Source organism: Arthrobacter sp. Dra40 (assembly GCF_059091905.1).
Map to the genome: position 1 here is coordinate 1 of NZ_JBNHHB010000021.1, position 13,478 is coordinate 13,478.

The following is a 13,478-nucleotide window of genomic DNA, read 5'->3' on the forward strand; positions in this document are numbered from 1 at the left end:
ACTGGCGCTCCGAGCGCAGCCTGGACGACGAACTGGTCAACCAGGGCATCGTGGGCATCCAGGGCGTGGACACCCGCGCGCTGACCCGCCACCTGCGCGAGCGCGGCGCGATGAAGGCCGGCATCTTCTCCGGCGAGGCCGCCGGCCGCCCCGCCACGGTGCTGGTGGCCGAGGTCGTCGCCCAGCCGTCGATGGAAGGCGCCCGGCTGGCCGAAGAGGTCAGCGTCACCGAAGCCTACGTCGTCGAACCGGCAGACCATGGCTGGGAGGGCGAGCCGCGGTTCACCGTCGCCGCCCTCGACCTGGGCATCAAGACGATGACTCCGGTCCGGTTCGCCGAGCGCGGGATCCGGGTGCACGTGCTGCCGGCCACCGCAACCTTCGAGGACGTCCAGGCTGTCTCGCCCGACGGGATGTTCATGTCCAACGGCCCGGGCGACCCCGCCACCGCCGACCGCCAGGTGCTGCTGCTGCGCAAGGTGCTCGACGCCGGCCTGCCGTTCTTCGGCATCTGCTTCGGCAACCAGATCCTGGGCCGCGCGCTGGGCTTCGGTACCTACAAGCTGCGCTACGGCCACCGCGGCATCAACGTGCCGGTGATGGACCGGCGCACCGGCAAGGTCGAGATCACCTCGCAGAACCACGGCTTCGCCGTCGACGCCCCGCTGGACGGGCCGACGCTGGCCCCGGAGGAGCGCTTCGGCCGGGTGGAAGTCAGCCACGTCTGCCTGAACGACGACGTCGTCGAGGGCCTGGCCTGCCTCGACATCCCCGCTTTTTCCGTCCAGTTCCACCCGGAAGCGGCCGCCGGCCCGCACGACGCGGCGACCCTGTTCGACCGTTTCTCCGACCTGATGGATTCCCGCCGCACCCAGACCGGGACCGCAGCTGACCCCGCAGCTGAGACAGCTGCTGAGCCCGCTTCCGCGACGACTTCCGAGACCACGAAGGAAAGCAAGTAATGCCCAAGAGAGAAGATCTTAAATCCGTCCTGGTCATCGGTTCCGGTCCGATCGTGATCGGCCAGGCGGCCGAATTCGACTATTCCGGCACTCAGGCGCTGCGCGTGCTGAAGGAGGAAGGCCTGCGGGTCATCCTGGTCAACTCCAACCCGGCGACCATCATGACGGACCCGGAGTTCGCCGATGCCACCTACGTGGAGCCGATCACGCCCGAGGTGGTCGAAAAGATCATCGCCAAGGAGCGTCCGGACGCCCTGCTTCCCACGCTGGGCGGCCAGACCGCCTTGAACACCGCGATCGCGCTGGACAAGAACGGCGTGCTGGAGAAGTACAACGTGGAGCTGATCGGCGCGAACATCGCCGCCATCGAGCTCGGTGAAGACCGGGAGAAGTTCAAGGGCGTCGTCGAACGCTGCGGCGCCGAGTCCGCCAAGTCGGTGATCGTGCACTCGATGGACGAAGCCTTCGCCGCGGCCGAGGAACTGGGCTACCCGATGGTGGTGCGCCCGTCCTTCACCATGGGCGGCCTGGGCTCCGGCATGGCCTACAACCCGGACGACCTGCGCCGGATCGCCGGTGCCGGCATCCAGTACAGCCCCACCAGCGAGGTGCTGCTCGAAGAGAGCATCCTCGGCTGGAAGGAATACGAGCTCGAGATGATGCGCGACAAGAACGACAACGTCGTGGTCGTGTGCTCGATCGAGAACTTCGATCCGGTGGGCGTGCACACCGGCGACTCCATCACCGTCGCGCCCGCCATGACGCTGACCGACCGCGAGTTCCAGAAGCTGCGCGACATCTCGATCGCGGTGATCCGCGAGGTCGGCGTCGACACCGGCGGCTGCAACATCCAGTTCGCCATCGAACCGGACACCGGCCGTGTTGTGGTGATCGAAATGAACCCGCGCGTCTCCCGCTCCTCGGCGCTGGCGTCCAAGGCCACCGGCTTTGCCATCGCGAAGATCGCCACCAAGCTGTCGCTCGGTTACACACTGGACGAGATCCCCAACGACATCACCCAGCAGACCCCTGCCGCCTTCGAACCGACGCTGGACTACGTCGTCGTCAAGGTGCCGCGTTTCGCGTTCGAGAAGTTCCCGGCCGCCGACCCGACGCTGACCACCACCATGAAGTCCGTGGGCGAGGCGATGGCCATCGGCCGCAACTTCACCGAAGCGCTGCAGAAGGCGCTGCGGTCGCTGGAGCAGAAGGGCGCCCAGCTGGAGTTCGCCCCGGTCAACGACTACGACGTCCCCGAGCTGCTGGCCAAGGCCAAGTTCGGCTCCACCGAACGGCTCTCGCTGGTCCAGCAGGCGCTGCTGGGCGGCGCGACCATCGAGCAGGTCTTCGAGGCCACCGCGATCGACCCGTGGTTCCTGGACCAGCTGCAGCTGATCAACGAAGTGGCCACCGAGATCCGCAAGGCCCCGGCGCTGACCGAGGACATCCTGCGGCTGGCCAAGCGGCACGGCTTCTCCGACCAGCAGATCGGCAAGCTGTCCCACACCAGCGAGGCAGTGGTCCGTGGCGTCCGGCACGCGCTGGGCATCCGCCCGGTGTTCAAGACCGTGGACACCTGCGCCGCGGAATTCGCCGCCTACACCCCGTACCACTACTCGTCCTACGACGAGGAGGACGAGGTTGAGCTGCACGCCAAGCCGTCCGTGATCATCCTCGGCTCCGGCCCCAACCGGATCGGCCAGGGCATCGAGTTCGACTACTCCTGTGTCCACGCCACCATGGCGCTGCGCAAGGCCGGGCACGAGACGGTGATGATCAACTGCAACCCGGAGACCGTCTCCACCGACTACGACATCTCCAACCGTTTGTACTTCGAGCCGCTCACGCTCGAAGACGTGCTGGAGGTCATCGCGGCCGAAGAACGCACCGGCGGCGTGCTGGGCGTGTTCGTGCAGCTGGGCGGCCAGACGCCGCTGAAGCTGGCGCAGGCCCTCGCCGACGCCGGCATCCCGATCCTCGGCACCTCGCCGGAGGCAATCGACCTGGCCGAGCACCGCGGTGCGTTCCAGCGCGTGCTGGATTCGGCCGGCCTGATCGCACCGAAGAACGGCACCGCCGTCTCCTTCGACGAGGCCAAGAAGATCGCCGACGAGATCGGCTACCCAGTGCTGGTCCGCCCGTCGTACGTGCTCGGCGGCCGCGGCATGGAGATCGTCTACGACGAGGCCAACCTCTCCCGCTACATTGCCAACGCCACCGAGATCACGCCGGACCACCCGGTGCTGGTGGACCGCTTCCTGGAAGACGCCATCGAGATCGACGTCGACGCGCTCTACGACGGCAAGGACCTCTACGTCGGCGGCATCATGGAGCACATCGAGGAGGCCGGGATCCACTCCGGCGACTCCGCCTGCGTGCTGCCGCCCATCACCCTGGGCGCCGAGGTGCTGGAGCGCGTGCGCAACGCCACCGCCGCCATTGCCGAGGGCGTCGGCGTACGTGGCCTGATCAACATCCAGTTCGCGCTGGCCGCCGACGTGCTCTACGTGATTGAAGCCAACCCGCGCGCCTCCCGCACCGTTCCGTTCGTCTCCAAGGCCACCGGCGTGCAGCTGGCCAAGGCCGCGGCGCTGATCGGCACCGGCGTGGACATCGACATGCTGCGCAGCGTCTACAAGCTGCTGCCGGAAACCGGCGACGGTTCCCGGCTGCCGCTGGAGGCTCCGGTGGCGGTCAAGGAGGCAGTGCTGCCGTTCAGCCGGTTCCGCACCCCCGAAGGCACCGTGGTGGACTCGCTGCTCGGCCCGGAGATGCGCTCCACCGGCGAGGTGATGGGCATCGACAAGTACTTCGACACCGCCTTCGCCAAGAGCCAGGCCGCGGCCGGCAGCGCACTGCCGACCTCCGGCAAGGTCTTTGTCTCGGTGGCCAACCGGGACAAGCGCTCCATCATCATGCCGGTGAAGCTGCTGGTGGATCTGGGCTTCGAAATCCTCTCCACCGGCGGCACGGCCGACGTGCTGCGCCGCAACGGCATCCAGTCCACCACGGTGCGGAAGATCGCCGAGGGGCGGTCCGAGGACGGCGAGGGCACCATCGTTGACCTGATCACCGAAGGCCAGGTCGGGCTCGTCCTCAATACCCCCTCCGGCGGTCAGGCACGCGGCGACGGCTACGAGATCCGCGCCGCGGCGACCTCGGTGGGCACGCCGATCATCACCACCGTGTCCGAATTCGGTGCCGCCATCCAGGCCATCGAGGCGATGCGGCAGTACGAGTGGGACGTGACGAGCCTGCAGGAGCATGCCGCCAAGCTGAAGGCCGCGATCCATGCCTGAGACCGACGCCCGGCCGCTGCCCGCCACGTTCGGGCAGCGGCTGCGGGCGGCGATGGCGGACCGCGGGCCGCTGTGCGTGGGGATCGACCCGCACCCGTCGCTGCTCTCCGCCTGGGGCCTGAACGACGACGCCGGGGGGTTGGAACGCTTCTCCCTCACCGTGCTGGACGCGGTGGGGCAGCAGGCTGCCGCGCTCAAGCCGCAGGTGGCCCTGTACGAACGGCACGGCTCTGCCGGAATGGCGGTGCTGGAGAAGCTGCTGGCGGCCTCGGCCGAGGCAGGCGTGCTGACCATCGCGGACGCCAAGCGCGGCGACATCGGCTCCACCATGGCGGCCTACGCCGACGCCTGGCTGCGCGACGGTTCACCGCTGGCGGCCGACGCGGTGACCCTGAGCCCGTACCTGGGCTACGGGTCGCTGCGGCCGGCGCTGGACCTGGCGGCGGCGACCGGCCGCGGCGTGTTCGTGCTGGCGCTGACCTCCAACCCGGAAGGCGCCAGCGTGCAGAACGTGGGCGGCGCCGAGTCGGTGGCACGCCGGATCGCGGAATCGGCCGCGGCGGACAACGCCGCAGCCGGGCGCGACGGCGAACTGGGCTCGGTGGGTCTGGTGGTCGGCGCGACGGTCCGGGCCGACGTCATGGAACGGCTGGGGCTGGACCTGGCGGCCGTCAACGGGCCGCTGCTGGCGCCTGGTCTGGGCGCCCAGGGAGCCACCGGTGACGACATTGCGGCGGCCTTCGGCACCGCCGTCGGGAATGTCCTGGCCACCTCCAGCCGGGACATCCTCAAAGTCGGTCCGGACTCCGCCGCCCTGCGCGAGGCGACAGAACGCACCCTGGCCGGCCTGTCAGCCTTCTCCGGCTGAGCAGCCGGCCGCGGCTGCGGTCCTGAGCCGGACCCGGCTACAGTTTTCTCCTGCTGGGCAGTCGGCTGAGCAGCTGGCCAGCCGCTCCGGCCGCCGCCCGCCAGCGGCTCCGGCCGCCGGTCCGTCGCCGCTCCGGCCCCGAGCCGGAGCGGTGCGGTTCTGGTAAGTTCAGTTCATGCCCAAAAGTGCCCGCCGGGCCGGCTTGTCCGACGGGCCGGATTGTCTGGAGGAGCTGTGGGTCTTCGACCGCTGACGGAGAGCGAACGCGCTGCCGCCCGCCTGAAGGCGACGGCAGCCCGGGCTGACCGCGCGGAAGTCAAGGCCAAGGTGAAATCCGGTGCCATGACCATCGCGGAGGTGATCGAGGCCGCCGCGTCGACGGAATCGATCGGCCGCCTGCGGGTTGCCGAGCTGCTCGAATCGTTGCCGGGCATCGGACAGGTCCGCGCCGCCGCCATCATGGAGACGGTCGGCATCGCCCGCAGCCGCCGGCTGCGCGGCCTCGGCATCCACCAGCGCCGTGCCCTGATTGACCACTTGGAATCCCAGTAACAGATGGAAGATATGTCCGACAAATCCCGCCTGACCGTTCTCGCCGGCCCCACCGCCGTCGGCAAGGGCACCGTTTCCACCTATATCCGCGACAACTACCCGGAAGTCTGGCTCTCCGTCTCCGCCACCACCCGTGAACCGCGCCCCGGCGAACAGGACGGTGTCCACTACTATTTCGTCGGCGCCGAAGAGTTCGACCGGCTGGTAGCCACCGGCGACATGCTGGAGTGGGCCGTGGTCCACGGGCGGAACCGCTACGGCACGCTGCGCCGCACGGTGGAGAGCGCCATGGCCGACGGGAAGTCTGTGCTGCTGGAAATCGATCTGCAGGGTGCCCGGCAGGTCAAGGAGTCCATGCCGGAGGCCACCTTCGTGTTCCTGGCCCCGCCCAGCTGGGACGAAATGGTCCGCCGGTTGGTGGGCCGCGGCACCGAAACAGCCGAGGAACAGCAGCAACGGCTGGAAACCGCTAAACTAGAACTTGCTGCCGAGCCCGAGTTCGATTTCACCGTCGTTAACGACGATGTCCAGCGGGCGGCAGACGAGCTCGTTTCACTGATGGGACTTCTTCCGCACCCGCGCTGAGCAGGTCTTGGAAGAATTGTCCCGGAACAAATTGGAGATTTTGTGTCGACCAACCTCGAAGGCATCATCAACCCGCCGATCGACTCCCTGCTGGAAGCAGCGGATTCGAAGTACGCGCTGGTGATTTACGGTGCCAAGCGTGCCCGCCAGATCAACGCCTACTACTCGCAGCTGCACGAAGGCCTGTTCGAGTACGTTGGCCCGCTGGTGGACACCAAGCTGAACGAGAAGCCGCTGTCCATCGCCCTGCGCGAAATTAACGAGGGCCTGCTGGTCAGCAAGCCCGTCGAAACGGTCGCAGAGTAACTTCCTACAGCGTCTAACACCGGGGCAGGCATGCGGATCATTTTGGGCGTAGGCGGCGGTATCGCCGCCTACAAATCGGCATCCCTGCTCCGGCTGTTTAAGGAAGCCGGCCACCAGGTCACCGTCATCCCGACTGACGCCGCCGAGAAGTTTGTTGGCCGCGCCACATGGGAGGCCCTCTCCGGCAACCCGGTGACTAACAGCGTTTTCGACGACGTGGAATCGGTGAACCACGTCCGGCTCGGCCAGGAGGCCGACCTGGTGGTGGTCTGCCCCGCGACCGCGGACCTGCTGGCCCGCGCCGCGGCCGGCTTGGCCGGCGACCTGCTGACCAACACGCTGCTGGTGGCCACCGCGCCGGTGGTCTTCGTGCCGGCCATGCACACCGAAATGTGGCAGCACCCGGCCACCGTGGCGAATGTGGCCACCCTGCGCGGCCGCGGCAGCACCGTGATGGATCCGGTTGTTGGCCGGCTGACCGGCAAGGACACCGGCCCCGGCCGGTTGCCCGAACCGGCGGAGATTTACGATTTCATCACCGGCGGACTGGCCGACGGAAGCCTACAACAGCGCCCGACGACGGTGCCTGGCTCGGCGGCGCCGGGAACCTCTGTGCCGGGAAGTTCTACGGCTGAAACATCGGTGCCGGGAACCGTTGCTTCGGAACCGGGCCCGCTGGCCGGCAAGCGCGTGCTCATCACCGCCGGTGGCACCCGCGAGCCGCTGGACCCCGTGCGTTTTCTGGGCAACCGGTCCTCCGGCAAACAGGGCATCGCCCTGGCCCGTGCCGCCGCGGCCGCCGGTGCCGAGGTGGAGCTGATTGCCGCCCACATCGAAGTTGCCATCCCCGACGGGATCAAATCCAGCTCGGTGGAAACCGCCCTTGACCTCCGCGAGGCGACGCTCGAAGCGGCGGCGCGCTCCGACGTCGTGATCATGGCCGCGGCAGTGGCTGATTTCCGCCCGGCCGAAGTGACCGACAGCAAGATCAAGAAGCGTGACGATGCCGCTGACCCGGTCATCACGCTGGTGCGCAATCCTGACATTCTGGTGGAGGTCGTGCAGCAGCGCGGGTCTGACAGCATGCCGCTGATTGTCGGCTTCGCGGCGGAGACCGGCGACGACCGCGGGGACGTGCTGGACTACGCGCGCAGCAAGCTCGAACGCAAGGGCTGTGACCTGCTGGTGCTCAACCGCGTGGGCCGCGACCTGGTGTTCGGCCAGGACGACACCGAGATCACGGTGCTGGCACGCAGCGGAGCTCAACCGCAGTCGCACCGCGGCAGCAAGGACAGCGCCGCCGCCACGGTGATCACGCGCATCGTCGCCGAACTCTCCGGCTGAACGCCTCCCGGCGGCGGCCGCGCCAAGGCGCGGGCTGCTCCGGCGCTGCAGCGGTCATTGACCTCGCAACGCTGCCTTGTGCAACGACGCTGCCCACGGAATCTCCGGCCTCCGTGCCCCATATGTCCCCCTGTTTCGCTTCATGACCGGCGCCGCGGCGTCGTGTCGACGGTTCCATGGCGGTCCCCGCCAGCAAGTAAGGTATGTCTGTGACTTCTTCTGACAGCAATCTGCGGCTCTTCACGTCCGAGTCCGTGACTGAAGGCCATCCGGATAAGATCTGCGACCAGATTTCCGACGCCATCCTCGACGCCCTGCTGAGCGTGGATCCGGACTCCCGGGTGGCCGTGGAGACGCTGACGACCACCGGCCTGGTTCATGTGGCCGGCGAGGTCACCACGCAGGGCTACGTGGAGATTCCGCAGATTGTCCGGGATACCATCCTTGAGATCGGTTACAACTCCTCGGACAAGGGGTTCGACGGCGCCCGCTGCGGCGTCTCCGTCTCCATCGGCCAGCAGTCGCCGGAGATCGCGTCCGGTGTCTTCAACTCCTTGGAAGTCCGCGAGGGCACCGGACTGGACGAGCGGGACGCCCAGGGCGCCGGCGACCAGGGCATCATGTTCGGCTATGCCAGCGACGAGACCGACGTGCTGATGCCCGCCCCTATCTGGCTGGCGCACCGGCTATCCGAGCGGTTGACCGAGGTCCGCAAGGACGGGACCCTGCCGTACCTGCGGCCGGACGGCAAGACGCAGGTGACGGTGGGCTACGACGGCGACAAGCCCATCTCCGTGAACTCCGTGGTCATCTCGAGCCAGCACGAAGCCGGCGTGGACCTGGGCCACCTGCGTGCCGACCTGGCCTCGCACGTGATCGAGCCCGTGCTCGCGGCCAGTTCGCTGGACGCCACCGACGTTCGCTACATCCTCAACCCGGGCGGCGACTTCGTGATCGGCGGACCGGTGGGCGACGCCGGACTGACCGGACGCAAGATCATCGTGGACACCTACGGCGGCATGGCCCGCCACGGCGGCGGCGCCTTCTCCGGCAAGGACCCGTCTAAGGTGGACCGCTCGGCTGCCTACGCCATGCGCTGGGTAGCCAAGAACGTGGTGGCCGCCGGCCTGGCACGCCGCGCGGAGATCCAGATTGCATACGCCATTGGCATGGCCCGCCCGGTCGGCATCTACGTGGAGACCTTCGGGACCGAGACGGTGGACCCGGCCCGTATCGGCCAAGCCATCAACGAGGTGTTCGACCTGCGCCCGCTGGGCATCATCAGCGACCTGCAGCTCAAGCGGCCCATCTACAAGCAGACGGCAGCGCACGGCCACTTCGGCCGCGAAATTCCCGAGTTCACCTGGGAGCGGACCGACCGCGCCGACGCACTGCGCAGCTACTTCAACGCCTGAGCCCGATGGGCTCTGATCCGCACCAGCTGAGCCTGCTGCAGGGCTTCGGCGCTCCGAAGAAGGCTCCCGGCACCTCGCCGGCGGCCGCCATCAACCCGGTGGCCCAGGTGCTGATCGAAACCTCGCTGCCGCATCTCGACCGCATCTTCGATTACCTGGTGCCCGAGACACTCGACGCCGAGGCAGTTCCCGGCGCCCGGGTCAAGGCCCGATTCGGCGGCCAGGAGATGAGCGGCTTCATTACCCGCCGGACCTCTGAGGCGCCGGAAGGCGTCAAGCTGGCACCCTTGGCCAAGGTGGTGTCCGCGCAGCCGGTCCTGACTGACGAGTTGCTCCAGTTGGCCACCGCAGTGGCGGAGCGCTACGCCGGCAACGTCAGCGACGTGCTGCGCGCTGCCATCCCTGCCCGCGTCGCAAAAGTGGACAAGGAATTCGCCGCCCGGGAAGCAGAGCAGATTGCACCGGATACGTCTCCAGCCGATGGCACGCGGCTGACCGAGCCGTCACCGGGTGCCGCCGACGCCTATGCCGGCTACGCGGGCGCCGGGGCTTTCCTGGCCCAGTTGGCCGCAGGCGCCGCGCCGCGTGCAGTCTTGGCCAGCCACAAATCCTACGGCCGTGCGTCTTGGGCCGCCCAAGTAGCCCACGCCGTCGCCAGCGTTCGGCAGAGCGGGCGCGGCGCCGTCGTCGTGGTTCCCGACGCGAAGGACCTGGCCAGCCTGGAAGCAGAGCTGCAGCAGGTGCTGGGCGCCGACCAGTACGTGCGGCTGACCGCCGAGGACGGTCCCACGCCGCGCTACCGCAACTACCTGCGGCTGCTGCACGGCGAAGTGTCCGTGGCGGTCGGGACGCGCTCGGCCGCCTATGCGCCGGTGCAGGATCTTGGCCTGGTCGCCCTGTGGGACGACGGCGACGACCTCCTCCTCGAGCAGCGTTCGCCTTACCAGCATGCCCGCGAAGTGCTGCTGCTGCGGTCGGCGCAAAGCGGCTGCGCGGCACTGTTCGCCGGTGTCTCGCGCAGCGGCGAGGCTGAGCGGCTGGTCGAGAGCGGCTGGGCATTGGCGCTCACGCCCTCGCGGCCGTTCCTGCGGAAAGCGACGCCACGCATCCTCAATACCGCTGACTCGTTCCAGCAGGAACGCGACCCGATGCTGCGGCATGCACGGTTGCCGCATGCCGCGTGGCGGGCGGCTCAAGAAGGGCTGGAACACGGGCCCGTGCTGGTGCAGGTGGCGCGGACCGGTTTCTCGCCGGCGCTGTCCTGCCAAGACTGCCGCACACCCGCACGGTGCACTGACTGCAACGGTCCATTGGCGCAAGCGGGCCGCACCGCCACCCCCGCCTGCCGTTGGTGCGGCCGGCTCGCCACGAACTACGCCTGCCCCGAATGCGGGTCGCACCGGCTCCGCGCCTCGGTGGCGGGTGCACTGCGGACGGCCGAGGAACTTGGGCGCGCTTTCCCCGGTGCCACGGTCGTGTCCTCCTCAGGGGACCACATCAAGTCCGTGGTGGAGTCGAGGAAGGCCCTGGTGGTTGCTACCCCGGGCGCCGAGCCGGTGGCGCCCGAAGGCTATGCTGCGGCCCTGCTGCTGGACGGAAACGCCATGCTCAGCAGAGAGTCCCTGCGCACGCCGGAAGATGTGCTGCGCCGATGGTTTCGTGCTGCCTCTATGGTGAAACCTTCTTCAGAAGGCGGTCTGGTGGTGGTCACCGCCGACCAAGAGGCAGTGGTTGCCCCGCTGGTCCGCTGGGACCCGGCGGGCGCGGCAGCCAGGGAAATGCAGCTGCGGCGCGAGCTCCAGTTGCCGCCGGCGGTACGGATTGCGGCCCTGACCGGCAAGGCGTCCGGGATTGAAGCCTTTATGGCGGACTTCGAACTCGGCGGCAGCCTGCGCAGTGTCGGCCCGGTTGAGCTTGAGTCTCGTGAATTTCAGGCACGGCCGGGGGAGAGCGGTGAGCACCGTCTCCTGCTGTTCTTCAGCTATCAGGACGGGCCTGCAGTTACTGCGGCGCTGCGACACCGCAAGGCGGCACTGGCGGCGAAGCGCGTCCCGGACCCGGTGCAGGTCCGGTGCGACGGTATCGATCTGCTCTGAGGCTGTGGAGCTCCACCCCCTTTGTTGCCATCCTCTAGCCGTTTTCGAACGTACTACCTATCTTATACCTATTGTGTTCGAAAGCACATACTAGTAAAATTGAAGCATGGCACCCGCACCACTCGAGCCCGACGAGCCGGAGACCTCCGGCGGAGGCAGTGTGCCGTTCGAGCCGCAGGTGCCGGAGGCCTCCGGTCAGTCGCTGGCTGATCACTCGCAGACTGAACCTGCCGGTGGGGTTGCGGGGGCGCAAGTGATTCAGCGGGGACGCCGTTATGCCGCGGTGCAAGAGGTTGATGACGACGGGATCCCGGTTGATCCGGATCCTGACTGGGTCTCAGGCCGATGGGATGATTCTCCCGAAGCGGATGCGTACTGGGCGGAGCTGGAGGCGTCATTGGCAGCCTGGCTGGACGAGCCGTGCGTGGACCCGCTGAACGGGTTGTTGCCGAGGGAGTTCTTCGACGACGAGTCCTGCGGCCGGCCCGCCGAGGCGGACTTACACGGAGTGATCGGCTCCCGCGATTCGGCTAACTCGCTCGGTTCGGCCGGCGGTGCCGGTCTTCCCTCCGATGCCGCGACAGTCGCCGGCACGGGCGGAACGGGTGCCGGGTTGCGGTTGTCCGGCCGGGAACTGCTGGACGTCGTGGGCCGGCAGGAGCCTGCCTTGATGGTTTACGAGGAAGCTGCGTGCGCGCTGGTCCAGACCGGACGGGTGCTGGCGTGGCTGGAAGCGCACAAGTTCAGCCTGCTCAACACCCTCTATCAGCAGGCACTGGATGGGCAGGAAGATGCTCGGGCCACTCCGTACGAACCGGAAGGGCGCCGTCCAAACGGCCATGACGCGGAGTCCTCGGTGGTGGACGAAGCCGCCCGCGCGCTGCGGCTGGCGCGAAGGACGGCGCAGGAAAAGATCGCGATGGCCCTGAAGCTGCACGGCACCTTCCGGAACACGCTGGCCGCCCTGTCCGCCGGGGACACCAGCGCCGGGATCGCCGAAGCCCTGGTCGACCAGGCCGGATCGCTGCCCGAAGACGCCCGCGCCGGCTTCGAAGCAGTGATGCTGCCGGCCGCTACCGAGGACGCGATGACCCGGTCCAAGTTCGCCGCGCGGGCCCGGACCCGGCGCGAACGTGAACACCCCGAATCGATCTCCGTCCGCCACGCCAAGGCGCGCCGGGACCGGCGGATTGAACTGCATCCGGACGAGGACGGCATGGCCTGGCTTAATGCGTACCTGCCGGCCGAGGAAGCGGTCGCGGCGTTCAACCGGATCCAATCCACCGCCATTGCGTTGCAGTGCGCTGAGGAGTCACGCACGCTCACCCAGTTGCGCGCGGACGTTCTCGCCGACCTGCTGCTGACCGGCATTTCACCGGGGCCGCGGATGGGCAGGCCGGGACCGAGGATCGGCTCGCATGCCAGCATCACCGTACCGGCGCTGACGCTGCTGGGGATCGGTGAGGAGCCAGCCGAACTCGAGGGGTACGGTCCCATTGCCCCGGATGTAGCCCGCCGGCTGGTCGGTGATGCGACGTCCTTGACACGAATTCTGACCGATCCGATCAACGGTGCCGTGCTCGCACTCGACCGCAAACAGTACCGGCCCACCAAGGCGCAGCGACGGTTCCTGCGCACCCGGGACCGGACGTGCAGGGGCGGCTGCAACCGGCCGGCCGAACACTGCGAAATCGATCATGTCCACGCGTATTCGAAGGGCGGGAAGACTGATGTCGACTGCATGTGTTGCTTCTGCAAGGTTCACCATGCACTGAAGACCGCTGGCTACGCGAAGGTCGGCCAGCCGATCCCTGGCACCATCGACTGGACCACCGCGGCGGGGATCACCTACTCCACCACGGCGGAACCGTTAGCGGTCACACCGCCGGGGGAGCTCGCCGACATCCTCGAACGCCGTGAAATCACCGAGGTTAACGAACAGCTCAAGGTCGCGTGGCGCAGGCACCAAGCCGCCTATCCGCCCACGCCGCATGCCACCCACAACGGAAGCGCCACGGACCTCACACCGCCACCGTTCTGAGCGTGCAACG

The 13,478-nt window shown here is 68.1% G+C and carries 10 protein-coding genes; all 10 read left to right on the forward strand.

Features of this window, described 5'->3' with window-relative positions; genetic code table 11:
* A partial coding sequence (locus AC5RWT_RS11815) for a carbamoyl phosphate synthase small subunit (protein WP_494080386.1) occupies positions 1–962 on the forward strand: 962 nt, incomplete at its 5' end.
* Positions 962–4,261 (forward strand): carbamoyl-phosphate synthase large subunit, encoded by a 3,300-nt coding sequence (gene carB, locus AC5RWT_RS11820; RefSeq protein ID WP_494080387.1) that lies wholly within the window; start codon positions 962–964, stop codon positions 4,259–4,261. The genes AC5RWT_RS11815 and carB, both read left to right, overlap by 1 nt.
* Positions 4,254–5,129, forward strand: a complete 876-nt coding sequence (gene pyrF, locus AC5RWT_RS11825) for an orotidine-5'-phosphate decarboxylase (protein ID WP_494080388.1) — start codon at positions 4,254–4,256, stop codon at positions 5,127–5,129. The genes carB and pyrF overlap by 8 nt, the downstream gene beginning before the upstream one ends.
* 234 nt (positions 5,130–5,363) lie before the next feature.
* Positions 5,364–5,681, forward strand: coding sequence for an integration host factor, actinobacterial type (mihF, locus tag AC5RWT_RS11830; protein WP_494043710.1), 318 nt, complete (start codon positions 5,364–5,366; stop codon positions 5,679–5,681).
* Positions 5,682–5,693: 12 nt separating this feature from the next.
* Entirely contained in the window at positions 5,694–6,266 is a 573-nt protein-coding gene (gene gmk / locus AC5RWT_RS11835) for a guanylate kinase (RefSeq protein ID WP_494080389.1), read from the forward strand.
* Between the two features lie 42 nt (positions 6,267–6,308).
* Positions 6,309–6,572 (forward strand): DNA-directed RNA polymerase subunit omega, encoded by a 264-nt coding sequence (rpoZ, locus tag AC5RWT_RS11840; protein WP_127512652.1) that lies wholly within the window; start codon positions 6,309–6,311, stop codon positions 6,570–6,572.
* Positions 6,573–6,602: 30 nt separating this feature from the next.
* Positions 6,603–7,916, forward strand: coding sequence for a bifunctional phosphopantothenoylcysteine decarboxylase/phosphopantothenate synthase (locus tag AC5RWT_RS11845; RefSeq protein WP_494080390.1), 1,314 nt, complete (start codon positions 6,603–6,605; stop codon positions 7,914–7,916).
* 209 nt (positions 7,917–8,125) lie between these two features.
* Positions 8,126–9,331, forward strand: coding sequence for a methionine adenosyltransferase (metK, locus tag AC5RWT_RS11850; RefSeq protein ID WP_494080391.1), 1,206 nt, complete (start codon positions 8,126–8,128; stop codon positions 9,329–9,331).
* A 5-nt stretch (positions 9,332–9,336) separates the two neighbouring features.
* Positions 9,337–11,427: a primosomal protein N' gene (locus tag AC5RWT_RS11855; protein WP_494080392.1), complete on the forward strand. Its 2,091-nt coding sequence runs from the start codon at positions 9,337–9,339 to the stop codon at positions 11,425–11,427.
* A 106-nt stretch (positions 11,428–11,533) separates the two neighbouring features.
* Positions 11,534–13,468, forward strand: a complete 1,935-nt coding sequence (locus tag AC5RWT_RS11860; RefSeq protein ID WP_494080393.1) for an HNH endonuclease signature motif containing protein — start codon at positions 11,534–11,536, stop codon at positions 13,466–13,468.
* Positions 13,469–13,478: the final 10 nt, after the last annotated feature.